Genomic DNA, 14958 nt, shown 5'->3' on the forward strand with positions numbered 1-14958 from the left:
AGAGACTTTGGACGAGTCAGACCCAATTTGGGCACAAATTGCACCGCCACCCAACAAAAAACACTTTTTTAAAAAATGAGTGACTGCGCAATTAACTGTAAACTGAATACATTTTTCAAGAACCTTAGCGAGGAAAAGGCGAATACGAAGCAAGAATTGGTGTTAGAGGGGTTACGGGGCGTCAGTATACATGAAGTTGTTGGTGTCTCCAAAATGCTTTTACCGCAGATTTTCCGCTTTACTTGTGTCCCGTTGAGGTTAAAGCGGATTGCAAGAAGCTTCTGAGAACGTTTTTGAGTTACTCGTAAAACCTGTTCGAAGGCTTGTGGAACAAAAGGGGTTTCCAAAACCCACCGAGCCCCAAGAGAAAACCATACCCAAAATCTTGGAAGGCAAAAACGTCCTCTTAATTTCACCCACCGCCACCGGCAAAACCGAAGCTGCATTTTTGCCTGTGCTCAGTATGCTTCTTCAGGCACCCAAGACACCAGGCATCAAAGCACTGTATGTTACGCCGTTGCGGGCACTAAACCGCGACATGCTAGAACGGTTGACATGGTGGTGTAACAACTTGGATATTCGGTTGGCGGTGCGGCATGGCGACACGGACTCAAAAGAGCGGGTGCGTCAGTCCCGAAGCCCCCCCGACATTCTGATAACTACGCCTGAAACGTTGCAGTCTATCCTTTCGGGGTGGCTTTTAAGGCAGTCTCTGCAAAGCCTCCGATGGGTAATCATCGATGAGGTCCATGAGCTTTCGGACAGCAAACGTGGCAGCCAACTCTCCCTCGCGTTGGAACGTATCCGAAACCTCATCGGCAAAGATTTTCAGATGATTGGACTTTCTGCCACCATCGGCAGCCCCGAAACTGTGGCTCAGTTTCTTGTTGGCTCCCAGCGTCCGGTGGAAATTGTGCGGGTCTCAGTCGCCAAGATGGTAAAGCTGCAGATTCTCTTTCCCAAACCCACTGAGGATGATGCGCGTTTAGCGGGGAAGCTGTTTACGCATCCTGAAGTGGCAGCAAGGCTGCGGGTAATCCGAGAGTACATGCTTAAACACAAATCAGTTTTGCTGTTCACCAACACCCGCTCCATTAGCGAAGTGTTGGCAAGCAGACTCAAAGTTTGGGACATGAACTTTCCCGTCAGCATCCACCACGGCAGCCTCGCCAAGCCCAGCCGCCTTGCCGCAGAGACGGGGCTAAAAAGTGGGGAACTGAAGGGGTTAATTGCAACCAGCAGCCTCGAGTTGGGCATTGATGTGGGCAGAATCGACTTAGTTATCCAGTACATGAGCCCGCGGCAGGTAACGCGGCTTATTCAGCGGGTTGGCAGGGCAGGGCACAGTTATGGGCATGTGGCGCGGGGCGTAATAATTGGCATGGACAGCGACGACACGCTTGAAGCCCTCGTAATCGCAAACCGCGCTCTCAAGGAGGAGATGGAGACAGTGGTAGTTCCCCCTAAACCCTACGACGCATTGACCCATCAGGTTGCGGGTTTGCTTTTGAAAACGCGGCGGTTAGACTTTTACGAAATCCTGAGGGTTTGCCAAAACGCTTTTCCATACGCAGACTTAACCATGGATGATGTAGAGAAAGTCCTCAAGTACATGCATACGCGGTTTCCAAGGCTTGCGTGGGTTAGCGTTGAGGATAAGGTGGCTCTTAAGCCCTCCCGAAGCAAGGCGCTTTTTGAGTACTACTTTGATAACTTGTCGATGATTCCTGTGGAGAAGCAGTTCTTGGTCATTGACCAAACTACGGAAAGCAGCGTGGGCGTGTTGGATGAGGCGTTCATGGCTGAGTATGGAAAGGTGGGAACCAAATTTATCATTCGAGGTAGCCCCTGGCAGATTGCTCATGTGACTGACGATAAGGTGTACGTGCGTCCCGAGGAGGACCCCAGCGGCAGCATTCCCAGCTGGATTGGAGAGGAAATTCCTGTGCCCTTTGAGGTTGCCCAGGGGGTGGCACAAATCCGCGGGTTCGTGGAGGAAAAACTTCAAGGCGGTTTTTCGGTGGAGCAAACCGCGGGTTTGCTGGCGGAGACGTATCCTGCTGACGCTCAAACCATTACCCGTGCGTTAAGTGAGACTGCCGAGCAAGTCAACGCAGGTATTCCTGTGCCAACGCCCAGCCGCATTGTGTTTGAGGATTGGGGCGAATTCGTAATTATCCACAGCAACTTTGGAAGCTTAATCAACCGTGCTTTGGCGCAGTTTTTAGGGCAAGTTCTCAGCGACAAACTGGGATTTGGCATCGTCGTGCAGCATGACCCCTACCGAATTTTTGTGCAGACCATGGGACGAGCCGACGTCATCCGCCTCATCGAAGTTTTTGATGAGCTAAAAGGCATGCCCGAGCAAACGGTTAAAGAAACGCTCACTAAATCCACAATCAAGACAGGACTTTTCAAACGCCGCGTGATTCATGTTGCCCGCAGGTTTGGTGCCCTAAAAAAATGGGCTGACTTTAGTAACGTGAGCCTGCAAAAGCTTATCCAAAGCTTTGAGGGCACACCCATCTACGAAGAGGGCTTAAAAGAGGTCTTCACCAAAGACCTTGACGCCGACGGCTTGGCAAGGGTTCTAAAACAGGTGGGCAGCGGGGAAATCCAGCTTTTGCCCGTGGACAACCAAGGTAACCCCACACCTGTGGCGCGAACAGGCATCGAGAGGGTCAGCATGAAAACCGACCTTATCCCGCCTGAACGGATGCGGGCAGTTCTTATTGAATCCGCCAAGGCAAGGCTACTTAACGAGACAGGAAACTTCATTTGCACCAACTGTTGGAACTACGCGGAAATGATTCGCGTAGCTGACCTCCCCGACCGACCCCAATGCCCTCGATGCGGCAGTTCAGCTTTGGGGTTGTTAAAGGTGGAAGAGGAAAAAGTGGACCCGCTCATCGAGAAACAAGGTCAAAAGCTTACCAAAGACGAAGAAAAACTGCGCACCATCGCCGAAGACACCGCAAAGCTGATTGAACAGTTTGGGAAGCCAGCAGCGGTAGCTTTGAGCGCGCGAAAAGTGAAGGCTGCAGAGGTTAGGGATGTGCTGGAAAAGGAGCCCAAGTTAACGGACCGTTTTTACGAGTTGGTTATGGATGTGGAAAGAAAAACGTTAAGCAAACGTTTCGGTTAACCAGCCAAATGGGTTGCTTGAAGGTATAGGCGGTCTGGCTTTAAGGTGCCATACTTGACTAAGATATAGTTCGTTGCTTCGTTTCGCGTTAATCCAAACCCCAGAGAATTGTTGCCTGGTTTTCTTCGCCAAGAAAAAACCCGTTGGCGTGGTGACTAGCAAACGTGACTAGCTTATGTTTATTATAATAAACAGGCTTTACCATCTTTTGCTTTCGCAAAAGTCAAGCGCCAAAATTTTTAGTGGAGGTGAAAAGATGAGAAAATACCGCATCATTGGAGACACTCTGGCTTTTTCGTTATCGTTAGTTATCGCCTTGGCTATGGCTGCACCAGTTTTTGCTCAGGATTCAACAAACGACACAACGTACACGGACCACGGCAGCTATGGAATCGCAAATGTTCAGCCTTTGGATCAACCGTTTAACGTTAGCATATTGGCGGTAAACATTCAAAATGGTTCCTCAGGAAGTGGAGATTACCTGCGTCTCTCGTTAGGGAACGAATCGTCAGAATTTGTGCCCGTTGCCCTTATCACTAATAATGCACAATCATTAGATTTCAACGAGGCCGTGTACAATGGCAGCGCTGTTTGGACACTGCCCGACCAACAAAATGTCATACTTGTCAATAACAGCGATCTTGAAGTGTGGTTGGGTGATGATGATTTTGACGACGTAGACGACAATGATGAGGATGATGCACTCTTTGTTAATTTAGCGGTGCCCATAGAAGTTTCGCTTCCTCCAAACATGTTCAATAATTTGTCGTCATTTACCCTTCCGCCTCTATCTATAATGTTTGAAGAAACAGACGATGATACCCATAAAACAGAAACTATGCCGGCTCTGCCTTCAGGCGCAGAGATAACGTTTGATAGCGAAATATCCGATGCATTTGTGTATTTCAATTGCCCAACGTGGAATATGACAGGCGAAAAATCAACGCGGTTTGTTGGAACCTTCGCTTCAGAAGCGACAATAACCACTGTGCTGCCCTAACCGTGTTCACGTTTTTAAATTCTCACTCTCTCTTTTTCTTTACCCGAACATTTGGCAGCAAACCCAAAAACGTGGGTTACTTGTCACAGACAACATTGGAGGCAGCACTCTACTTCAACAAACCAATCAAGAATCTTTGGGCAAACACAGCCAGATGCTGTATCAACCAGCAGAGGGAAAAGACCAAAAAAGGGCGGGTGAACGCACTGGATGTAACGTGGGGAAAGTTAAAAAGCAGCCGTTCAAGTTAACCTAAACCCAACCGAACCCATCCAGTTAACATGAGGGATACTAAAGTGAAGATTATTGTTGGACCCGCCTCGCAGGAGCTAGGCGAAAAAATCTCCCAACTAACAGGTTACGAAAAAGTCCCCGTGGCTTCAAGAATTTTCCCCGACGGCGAAAGCTACATCCGCCTCGAAGGCACCGTTGAAGGCGAAGAGGGGGCAATTGTGCAAACCACGTGCGCGCCACAGGACACACGGCTTTTGCAGTTGGCGTTTATGGCTGCAGCGGCAAAACGCAATGGAGCCACAAAAGTTCTCGTTGTCACGCCCTACTTGGGTTATGCTCGGCAAGACAAAATTTTTCTACAGGGCGAAAACATAAGCATTGAAACCTTAGCCGCCATGCTCAAAGCCGCTGGAATCGACCAACTTCTGACCATAAACGTTCACTCCGAACCTGCACTGGAAAAGTTTCCCTTCCCAGCCAAAACTTTGACTGCCATTCCTCAGCTTGCGCAGTACTTTGTGGAAAAAGGCATTCAAAACGCGTTTGCCCTTGCACCAGACAAAGGCGCCATGTACATTGCCCAGCAAGCTCAAGCGGTTTTAGGCGGTGAAGTAGGGCACTTGGAGAAGCATCGTGACCGCTACACCGGCAAAACTACCCAAACCGCAGCCCACCTAAATGTGCAAGGTAAAACGGTGATTATTTTCGACGACATCATCAGCACCGGCGGAACAATCGTTGGTGCCGCACAGATTTTGCGTGAACAAGGTGCAGCCCACGTTTACACTGCTTGTGTGCACGGCTTGTTTATTGGCGACGCCGAAAAACGCATCCTTGACGCGGGTGTGGAAGAAATCGTTTCAACCGACAGCGTCCCAAGCCACCTGAGCAAGGTTTCGTTGGCGCCGTTGATTGCAGACGCGTTGAAGGCGCAACGTTAGTGGCGAAACTTTTCTTTTTGGTCAGCGGTGAATTCGAATCTCTCTCTTTTTCCGAGCTCCAAGCAATTCTCCAAGCAGAAGGCTACGCCTATTCGGTTACGGATAAACTGGACCAAATTCTGAGGCTTACCGCGGACGGGGAATGTGTCGTTCAGGTGCATCGCAGAAGTGCTTACACGCGTGTGTGTGCAGAGGAGTTGTTTGTGTGTGACGCAAACGAGCCAGCCATCACAGAAGCAGTGGCATCAGCAAACTTTCAAAGTGTGCTTTGCGAGGGGGAAACGTTTGAGGTGCGCATCCGCCGAATCAAAGAATACGCCACCAAAGAAGCCACCATGCACCATGAACGCTTGCTGGGGAAACTCATCCTGCAAAACGCGCCCAAAGCCAAAGTGTACCTGAAAAAGCCGCAGAAAAGCTTCTTTGGCGTCCTCACCAGCGGTAAGCTGGTCTTTGGAATAAAACTTGCCGAAATCATCCCTAAACCGTTTGTGGAGCGCAGAGCCCGCAAGAAACCGTTTTTCCATCCTTCCGCCATGAACGCCAAACTGGCACGCTGTATGGTTAATCTTGCGCAGCCAAAAAGTGGCGGTTTCGTTTTGGACCCGTTTTGCGGCACTGGAAGCACTGTTATCGAAGCCACACTTATTGGGTGCAGGGCGGTTGGGATTGATGTGCAGCCGCGCATGGCAAAGGGTGCACTGCGGAATGTTAGGCATTTTGGCTTGGAGCCTGAGGGCATGATTGTGGCTGACGCACGAAAACTTCCGCTTGCCCGTTTGGACTGCATTGTCACTGACCCCCCTTATGGGAAATCCGCTACAACCCTGAAAAGCGGGACACGTGCTATGGTGGAAGGCATCTTCTCTTCTGCAAGCGCGCTGCTTGCGGGGGGGCAACGGATTTGTATTGCTGCACCTAAAACATTGGACATACGACGCATAGGTGAAACGTATGGCTTTAGGCATCTGGAGTCACATTTTGCTTATGTGCATCGGTCGTTAACTCGGGAAGTAGCTGTCTTCGAAAAAAGGTGACCCGTATGAGTTTACGTGTGGTTTTCTTGGGGACAAGCGCGGCGGTTCCAACGGCGAAGAGAAGTTTACCAGCAGTTCTGCTGCAGCGGGGCAATGAGCAGTTGCTGTTTGACTGCGGCGAAGCAGTACAGCGGCAAATGATAACCGCCAAAACAGGGTTGCATAAAGGCATGCACATCTTCATTACGCATTTACATGGGGACCACGTGTTGGGTTTGCCGGGGCTTTTGCAGACAATGGCGTTGATGAATAGGCAAAAACCTGTGGATGTTTATGGTCCTGTGGGGTTAGCGCGTTTTTTGGAGTGTACGCGGGAGACGCTTCAGTTTCAGCTTACCTTTGAGGTCACCGTGCATGAGTTTGAGGGTTCAGGCGTGGTTTGTGACCAAGAGGAATACACAGTTTCTGCGACCCCCACTAATCACTCGATGGTAAGCTTTGGTTACGCGTTTGAGGAAAAGCCTCGTGCAGGAAAGTTCCACCCAGAAAAAGCCCAAGCATTGGGTGTTCCGTTGGGTGAAGCTTGGAGCTTGCTGCAGCGTGGCGTGGACTTTGTTTTGCCTGATGGGCGCGTGGTGAAAACTGAGGAGGTTTCGGAGGCGCCAAGGAAAGGCAGAAAAATCGTTTATTCAGGTGACACAAAGCCTTTTGAGGCGTTTGCAGCGTTTGCGGCGGATGCGGATTTGGTTATTCATGAAGCCACTTTTGAAGACGCTTTAAAGGAGAGGGCGGATGTGGATGGGCATTCGACGCCAAGCCAAGCGGCAGCACAAGCTAAAGCGGCAGATGCCAAGCTGCTTGTCTTAACCCACATAAGCGCACGATACACGGATACGGAGCTACTTTTAGAGCAGGCAAAAAAGGTTTTCCCCAACACCATAGTCGCGCAGGACTTTTTAGAGTTAGAGCTGCCCTTAAGCAAATAGTTTTTGCAGTTTCTGCACCGTTTCCTCTACGTTAAAGACGGCTTCGGTGAGAACGGTTTCTGAGAAACCGGTGGCTTTGAGCATTTTTGCGAATTGCTGCCAGTCAATTGAGCCATAACCTAAACCAAGGTGCTCGTCAGTTTCTCCGTGGTTGTCGCTGATGTGAACGTGGGCGATTTGGTTGGGCAACTGTTGCAGAAATGGCTCAATCTGGGCTTCCAAATGCGCGTGTCCAGTGTCTAAGACGATGCCGATGTCGGTTAAGCCTGTTTCCTTGTAGAAACGGTTAAAGTCATCGGGGGTTTTCATGAGGAAGTTGTATTTTTCAGGCAGGTTTTCCATGGCAATTTTCAACCCCAAATCAGCCGCATTCCGGTGCAGTTCGGTGATGCTTTGAGCGTTTTGTTTCCAGTCTGCGCCGGGATAGAAGGAGCTTATGCCAGATTTGCAGCCGGGATGAAAAACCCACAAATAAGCGTCCAAATCGCTGGCGTATTGTTGGCTTTGTTTGAGGCGGTTCATGGTGGCTTTAAGCATGGTTTTGCTGGGGGAGGCGACGTTTATGTCGGCGAAGGGGGCGTGGATGGAGTACTTGAGATTATAGGATTTTGCGGCTTCGTTAAGGGTTGCTACACGTTTTTTGTTTAAGGTGTGAGTTCCATCATCAACGATTTCAACGTGTGGAACGGGGGTTTTGTCAAGTTGTTTGGTCATTTTGTTGAAGGGTTCGCTGAGCATATAAAGCATAGAAAGCCCGATTCGGGGTTTGGACATTCGGATTCCTCAAGAGGGTTTGCGTTTACAGTTTAGCTCGCACCTAATAACTCTAGTCACCTTTGACGCGTGATTTCACATACGCTACCGTTAAAGACAGGTCCTCTGACAACAACTTTCGAAAAACACATAACAGATTTTATGTTGCTACCTATTTGCGGACAAAAAGTTAAGTTAAATTAGAGGCGAGGAACACTGCGAAGGTCAATGTCTGCTGATATGAACAGGTTGAAGCGTTGACTTTTAGGAAAAAGCCATTCAAGGTTACTGCCAACGGGAAGGTGCTCGAAATGACCATGTATAGGGTTATTGTTCGTTTTTTGAACGCTTGCCAGTTAATGCACGTGCTCCGCTCGCTTCAGACTCCACAACTTGCTCACTGCTTAAAGACCCGTAAAGCTTCATCAAAACAGCAACCAGCCCAGTCCACCCCGTCTGGTGGCTTGCACCAAGCCCAGCGCCGTTATCGCCATGGAAGTACTCGTAGAAGAGAAGGTTGTCTTTCCAGTAAGGGTCAACTTGAAACTTGGGGTTTCCGCCAAACACAGGGCGTAACCCATTCTTGTTTCGCAAAAAGATGTTTGACAACCGTGCGGCGATTCGTTTGCTAACTTCAAACAAGTTCAGCTTATTTCCTGAGCCAGTAGGGTACTCAACAAGGAAACTGTTACCGTAATAACCGTACAAGTTAAGGAGCCCCCGAAGAATAAGCACGTTAATCGGAAACCAGATGGGTCCTCGCCAGTTTGAATTTCCGCCAAATGCTGCAGTTGTGGATTCGGCAGGCTGATAATCTATGCTGAAATCGTGACCAGACAAGTTAAGAGAGTACGGGTTTCCAGCATAGGAACGCGATAATGAGCGAATTCCGTAGGGACTTAAAAACTCGTTTTCATCCAGCATCCTGGAAAGAATCCGACGCAGCTTTGTTTCGTCTGTTAAAGCAACCAGAAAACGTCCTGAAGTTCCTTGTTTTCCAGGGCGATGAATGGCGGCTATTAGTTCAGGATGATTTTTAGTAAACCAGGAAACGCGAGCCGCAAAGTTAGGCAGTTTGTCTAAGGTGTCAGAGGGGAAAATGCTGTTGGCGCAAAACGAGATTAAGCCAACCATGGAGCGAACTTTGATTTTAATTGATACATCGGGAGGCAAACGTAGTATGTCGTAGAAGAAGCCTTCGTCCTCGTCCCAGATTCCACTGGATTCCAAAGCATGCGCAATCCACAAGAAATGGTCAAAAAACTTGATGGCTAACTCTTCGTAGATTGGTTTTTGGCGAGCCAACTCAACGGCAATCTCAAGCATGTTTTGGCAGTACATAGCCATCCACGCGGTACCGTCAGCTTGCTCTAAGTAGGCGCCTCCCGGCAAGGGCGCACTGCGGTCAAAAATCCCGATGTTGTCCAACCCAAGAAAGCCGCCCTCAAAAACGTTACTGCCACTGCGGTCTTTGCGGTTAACCCACCAAGTGAAATTCATCAAAAGCTTCTGGAAAGCTGTTTCCAAAAAATCAAAATCGCCCTGCCCACGCAACTGCTGCTCTAACCGATAATTGAAAAGCACTGCCCAAGCATGAACAGGCGGATTAACATCGTTGAAATTCCACTCGTACGCGGGGACTTGACCATTGGGATGCAGATAACGTTCCAGCAACATTAAGTTCAGTTGTTGCTTTGCAAAGTCGGGGTCAACCAAAGATAACGTGACGGCATGAAAAGCCAAATCCCACGCAGCATACCATGGATACTCCCACTTGTCAGGCATGGAAATTATGTCGTTATTTGCCATGTGAAACCATTGGGAATTGCGCACGCTTCGGCTGTTTTTATGGTAAAAATCTACACCGTGCTCGTTGAGCCATTTAGCAACATCGTAATTGTAGAATTGTTTGCTCCAAAGCATTCCTGCAAGAGCTTGCCGCAGTATTCGCCGTTCATCCTCACTGAAGGAGGAAGGAAAGATGGATTCATAAAACTGGTCAGCCTCCCGACGACGCTGGTTAAGTGTGGTTTCGAAGACTTTTCCGAAAATAGCCGCGCCCTCTGCCGCCGCAGAGTTTTTGGCGAGTGCGTTTGGCGCAATTGTACTTAGCCGTAAACGAATTGTTTTCGTTTCCCCCGGACCAATAATTAATCGACAGCTGACTGAAGCCTTGGTTCCCTCTTTTTGGGGGTTCACGGCAGAAGTATCGTTTTTTACGACGCAGTCGTTTATGCCGTCTTTCACGTATTTGCTCACGTTAGGGGAGCCAAACAGGCGTTGATTGTTGGTTTCGTTTTCAGTGAACAGAAGCGGGGCATCCTGGTCACAGTAAAGGTAGTATTTTCCAAGTGACGGCTCATCAGCCTCAACAACGCTGACATTCTGGAGGTTCATTGCTCTTAACTGCGGTTTAGCCCTGCCCTCGTTATCAGACCACACATTGCGAAACCAGAGAGTAGGCAGTATGTTCAGGGGTGCAGCTTCCTTGCCCCTGTTGCATGCAGTTATTTTAACCAGAATGTCTTCAGGCGAGTTTTTGGCGTACTCAACAAAAATGTCAAAATAGCGGTCATCATCAAAAATTTCGGTGTCTATCAATTCGTATTCAAATTGGTAGCGGTTACGTGCCCTGTTCGTATAAACCAAATCAGTATAGGGATACGCTTTTTGGGGGTACTTGTAGAGGTACTTCATGTACGAGTGCGTTGGCGTGTTGTCCAAATAAAAATAGTACTCTTTGACGTCTTCGCCGTGGTTGCCTTCGCTGTTAGTTAAGCCGAAGAGGCGTTCTTTCAGAATTGGGTCTTGACCATTCCAAAAAGCCAAAGAAAAGCAGAGCAGTTGAGAATCATCTGAAATGCCCGCTATGCCGTCTTCGCCCCAACGGTAAGCCCTCGACCGCGCTTGGTCATGCGAAAAATAGTCCCAAGCGGAGCCGTCCCCGCTGTAGTCTTCTCGCACAGTTCCCCACTGGCGCTCACTTAGGTATGGACCCCATTTACGCCAAGGCACATTTGACTTATGCACGTCGTTTAGTCTATCTTGTTCAGACATAAAATCACACCAAAACATGACCGCAAAAATTTTCATGTGAAAACGTTATTATAAGAATTTGTGACTGCTTGCAATCTACAAAGACCCAAAAAAATGGAGTGCCCCCTTGTTCTGGGGCTTTGCCTGTCTAAACATAAGTTATGGAAAGTTGGGTTACGTTCAATCGGCTTTTGTTTGGTCGTACTTATTTTTTTCTTGTTCCTCAGTTTTCATTTCACGGTCCAAAAAATAGCTTAAAAACGTTCGGATTAGGGCTATGGCGGCAAGTTTGCTGATTTGATCCCAACTGGGCGCGACCGCGGTGCCAATGATGTCAGCGGCTAATTGAAATTCTAAAGCGATGATAAGAAAGCGCCCGAAAGCCAATCGAAGCTTCAGGTACCTGACAATCCGTTCTCGGGAAAGCAGCGCTCTTAAAACCATGAAAACCGCCACCGCGATGCCTACGCCGATTATGGTGACGCTGGACATTTCGGCGAACAGCTTTAAGCCTGCAGCGGCTTCTTTGAAAACCTCTTCGACTTCGCTCATAACAAAATTCCTTCTGAAAGGTTCGGTTATTGGAGATTGTTAGCGTGTGAAGGCTTTTTTCGTCCCCATTCGCCAGCGGAAATCATCAGAAATACAAGAGCAACCAGCGATACGACCATAACTGTCACGCCGACTAGGGGTTTATCGGAAAAATTGACCGAAGCAACAAGTATACTTGCTGTGATGTTACGTTGTGCAGCGCCTAAGCCTGAGACGCGTTTGATGTCGGGATTTTTTGCACTCAGCAGGTAACCGGCAGTCAATGCAAAGGCGATGAAGAATACTGAAAATAGAATGGTGCCTGTGCCAAATGTGCTAAGAATTGGATTCCAGTATACTATGAAAAAGAGGAAAAGCAGCGCCAGTAAACTTACTGTTGTAACTGAGTTTAGCAGTTTGGCTGCGTGTTCAGCAAAGCTCTCGTAACGTTGCCTTATCAGCAAAGCTAAACCGAGCGGAAAAAGCATAAGCAGCAGCAGGGGACGGGCGATGTCTAAGGGGTTAATTGCTGCCTCAGGAATTATGAATGGCAGAACAATAGGCAAAAGGATTACCGTTGCGACCATAAGCAACGTCATTAATCCGACGGCGAATGCAATGCTTGCCTTAGCAAACTGAGCTAACTTGGGAAGGAAAGGTGCACCGGCAGCTAATGCGAGAATAAAAAAACCGATACGTACGTCTTCAGGAAAGGGAAGAAAAGTCCCTAACCCGATGATGACCGCGGGGATTATGAGAAAGTTTACAGCGAGCGATAAAGCCACGATTTTCAAGTTTTTCAGTGATTGCAAAATCAACTTTACGGTTAGGCTAAAGCCCATAGCCAGCATACTGCCGACTACGAACAAAAATGCGAAAAGGGGAATGAGTACGGAAGCAACTGGCGCAGCGACCTCAGACAATCATCCGCGTCCTCCATGACACTGTTCAATCAGGGTCGCCTCACTGTCTGGCCATTACCGTACGCATTTTTGCTTCCGCATCTTCAATGAGCTCGCCGCTGACATCCACCACTATGCTGTTGATTTTTCCTGTAAACTTGAATTGCCCCTTGTAGTCAGGAGTCACAGGCGCACTGGGAGCTTCACCGATGGAGAATTTTCCGCTTAAGCCAATGGCAATCGGGATAGTAACAGGTATATCGCCTTGTCCAACCAGTTCGTTGTCAATGAAGAGTTTTCCGCGTCCAGCAGCGCCTTTTCCAGCAGCAGGGTCAGGCTTTCCAGTTACTTCAAATTCGTAACGCAGCTTATGGTGGCCTGTGGGAATGGTTTTTTCAGATTCAATATGGTATATGGCTTTGGCTAAATAATTGTGTACGTAGTGCAGTTTGTTATCTTTCACATATAGGGCGTAACCGCCGTCATTGGCACCGTGTGAAACAAGTAAACCCTCAACTGCATCGCTTGTTATGTCAACGTCTGCGGTGATTGTGTGCGTACGGTTAAGCACCTTCACAGCAACGTCTGGAGGAATAGGCTCAGTTTCAGGGTAGTAAATGTAACTTGTGCGTTCATCAGCTATCTGAGGCCTAACTTCAGCAAAGCGTGAAGTGCCTCTGCCGTCAACAGGTAACACGTGGTATTTGCCTGCTTCAACATACCACTGAGCAATCATCTCGATTAGGCGGGGCCTGTTTTCTTGTGCGACGTTGTTGTTTTCAGTTGGGTCTTCAACCAGATTGTACAGTTCCCACCCAGTCGCGTCTAATCGCGTAAGTTCCTCGGCAGAAATGGGCATACCAAACGGTTTTCCTGCCTCGGCAAATGAGGGACCAGGCCAGGGACAAACCGCTCGCCACCCGTCATGATAAATCGAGCGGTGCCCCAGCATTTCAAAGTACTGTGTGTGGTGGTGGGTTGGGGCTGTGGCGTTGTCGAAGGTGTGGGCAAAGCTTAAGCCTTGGATTGGAGACTGCGCAACGCCTTTAATCATTGATGGCGGTTCAATTTCCAACGCTTCAAGCACTGTGGGAACCATGTCTATGGCGTGGGCATATTGGGTTCGGAGTTCGCCTTTGGCTTTGATGCCTGCGGACCAGTGTACTATGAAGGCGTCACTTGTTCCGCCCCGGTAGGTTTCGCGTTTCCATCGGCGAAATGGCGTGTCACCAGCCCATGTCCATCCCCACGGGTAGTGATTGAAGGTTTCGGGTCCACCGATTTTGTCCAGCATTTTAAGGTTATCTTCTAACAGTTCGGGGACATTGTTGAAGAACAGGTTTTCGTTGATTGACCCATGCGGTCCGCCCTCTGCGCTGGCGCCGTTATCCGACAGAACCATTATGAGCGTGTTGTAGAACTCACCTATGCTTTTCAGAAAATCCAGCAGTCTGCCAATGTGGTAGTCCGTGTGGGACAGGAAACCTGCAAAAACCTCCATCATGCGTGAATAGACCTTTTTCTCTTCGGGGGAGCATTCGCTCCAAGGTTTCACGTCGGGGTCATGACGAGAAAGCTCTGCGTTTTCAGGCAGTATGCCCCTTTCTTTTTGTTTTTGGAAAACTTTTTCACGGTAGGCTTCCCAACCATCATCAAACTTGCCTTTGTACTTGTCCGCCCATTCTTTGGGAACGTGGTGAGGGGCATGCATTGCGCCTGTACAGAAGTACATGAAGAAAGGCTTGTTTGGCGCGACCTGTTTTGCGCTGGCAATGAAGGAGATGGCTGTGTTTACCAAGTCTTCGGTTAAGTGGTAGCCTTCTTCAGGGGTTTTTGGCGGTCGAACGTTGTGGTTATCTGAGGTTAAGTCAGGATAGTACTGGTTGGTGTCGCCGCCCAAAAAGCCATAGTACCGTTCAAACCCGCGGGCTAAGGGCCAGCGGTTGTAGGGTCCAGCGCCTGAAATTTCGTTAGCTGGGGTTAGGTGCCATTTCCCCACCGCGTATGTGCTGTATCCTTTTTGTTGAAGAATCTCTGAAAGAAAACCGTTCTCGAAGGGGATATAGCCGTTATATCCGGGGTAGCCAGTGGAGATTTCGGTTATTGCAGCCATCCCGTTTGAATGGTGATTTCTTCCAGTTAGAATGCATGACCGAGTTGGCGAACACAGCGCGGTGGTGTGCATGTTGGTGTAGAGTAAGCCATTGGAGGCGAGGCTGTCCAGATTAGGTGTGGATATGAGGCTTCCATAGCAGCCTAGCTGACCATAACCGGTGTCATCCAAAATTATGAACAAAACATTTGGAGAACCTTCCTTGGCTCGAAGAGGCATCGGCCAAGCTGGACTTGACTGGTCAACCGTGCGACCGATGATTCCAGAAAATGCGCTTCCAGGTTTATACTCATTTAAAGGCATAAAACTCACCTTTTCATTGTTTTTCAGAACTTCGTCA

General features: G+C 48.8%; 10 protein-coding genes. 5 read left to right on the plus strand and 5 right to left on the minus strand.

What is annotated here, in order from left to right; translation table 11 throughout:
- Nucleotides 1-268 precede the first annotated feature (268 nt).
- The 5 genes from ACBZ72_05430 (at nt 269) to rnz (ending at nt 7283) form a co-directional block, all read left to right on the plus strand.
- Nucleotides 269-3145 (plus strand): DEAD/DEAH box helicase, encoded by a 2877-nt coding sequence (locus ACBZ72_05430; protein ID XES78316.1) that lies wholly within the window; start codon nt 269-271, stop codon nt 3143-3145.
- A 256-nt stretch (nt 3146-3401) separates the two neighbouring features.
- On the plus strand, nt 3402-4145 hold the full coding sequence (locus ACBZ72_05435; protein ID XES78317.1) for a hypothetical protein: 744 nt from the start codon (nt 3402-3404) through the stop codon (nt 4143-4145).
- Between the two features lie 296 nt (nt 4146-4441).
- On the plus strand, nt 4442-5320 hold the full coding sequence (locus ACBZ72_05440) for a ribose-phosphate diphosphokinase (GenBank protein XES78318.1): 879 nt from the start codon (nt 4442-4444) through the stop codon (nt 5318-5320).
- Nucleotides 5320-6357 carry a DNA methyltransferase gene (locus ACBZ72_05445; protein ID XES78319.1) on the plus strand — a complete coding sequence of 346 codons (1038 nt, stop codon included), beginning with the start codon at nt 5320-5322 and terminating at the stop codon, nt 6355-6357. Before ACBZ72_05440 ends, ACBZ72_05445 begins: the two co-directional genes overlap by 1 nt.
- Before the next feature lie 5 nt (nt 6358-6362).
- Nucleotides 6363-7283: a ribonuclease Z gene (gene rnz, locus ACBZ72_05450; protein ID XES78320.1), complete on the plus strand. Its 921-nt coding sequence runs from the start codon at nt 6363-6365 to the stop codon at nt 7281-7283.
- Here rnz and ACBZ72_05455 read toward each other — a convergent pair.
- From ACBZ72_05455 to ACBZ72_05475, 5 genes are all read right to left on the minus strand, one after another.
- The gene (locus ACBZ72_05455; GenBank protein XES78321.1) at nt 7272-8057 is read right to left on the minus strand and encodes a sugar phosphate isomerase/epimerase family protein; all 786 of its coding nucleotides are present in this window, start codon (nt 8055-8057) and stop codon (nt 7272-7274) included. The two genes, rnz and ACBZ72_05455, sit on opposite strands and share 12 nt — an antisense overlap.
- A gap of 306 nt (nt 8058-8363) precedes the next feature.
- On the minus strand, nt 8364-11093 hold the full coding sequence (locus tag ACBZ72_05460) for a glucosidase (protein XES78322.1): 2730 nt from the start codon (nt 11091-11093) through the stop codon (nt 8364-8366).
- Nucleotides 11094-11252: 159 nt separating this feature from the next.
- Nucleotides 11253-11624, minus strand: a complete 372-nt coding sequence (locus ACBZ72_05465) for a DUF1622 domain-containing protein (GenBank protein XES78323.1) — start codon at nt 11622-11624, stop codon at nt 11253-11255.
- A gap of 26 nt (nt 11625-11650) precedes the next feature.
- Nucleotides 11651-12526, minus strand: coding sequence for a bile acid:sodium symporter family protein (locus tag ACBZ72_05470; protein XES78324.1), 876 nt, complete (start codon nt 12524-12526; stop codon nt 11651-11653).
- A 40-nt stretch (nt 12527-12566) separates the two neighbouring features.
- Entirely contained in the window at nt 12567-14921 is a 2355-nt protein-coding gene (locus ACBZ72_05475; GenBank protein XES78325.1) for an arylsulfatase, read from the minus strand.
- Between the last annotated feature and the right edge of the window lie 37 nt (nt 14922-14958).

The sequence above is a fragment of the Candidatus Bathyarchaeia archaeon genome, from assembly GCA_041447175.1.
In the GTDB taxonomy this organism is placed as follows: domain Archaea; phylum Thermoproteota; class Bathyarchaeia; order Bathyarchaeales; family Bathycorpusculaceae; genus JADGNF01.

What these genes read in the sequence shown, in the direction of transcription:
- ACBZ72_05435 (XES78317.1), top strand. Translation starts at nt 3,402, where the DNA reads ATGAGAAAATACCGCATCATTGGAGACACTCTGGCTTTTTCGTTATCG.
- rnz (XES78320.1), top strand. Translation starts at nt 6,363, where the DNA reads ATGAGTTTACGTGTGGTTTTCTTGGGGACAAGCGCGGCGGTTCCAACG.
- ACBZ72_05455 (XES78321.1), bottom strand. Translation starts at nt 8,057, where the DNA reads ATGTCCAAACCCCGAATCGGGCTTTCTATGCTTTATATGCTCAGCGAA.
- ACBZ72_05460 (XES78322.1), bottom strand. Translation starts at nt 11,093, where the DNA reads ATGTCTGAACAAGATAGACTAAACGACGTGCATAAGTCAAATGTGCCT.
- ACBZ72_05465 (XES78323.1), bottom strand. Translation starts at nt 11,624, where the DNA reads ATGAGCGAAGTCGAAGAGGTTTTCAAAGAAGCCGCTGCAGGCTTAAAG.
- ACBZ72_05475 (XES78325.1), bottom strand. Translation starts at nt 14,921, where the DNA reads ATGCCTTTAAATGAGTATAAACCTGGAAGCGCATTTTCTGGAATCATC.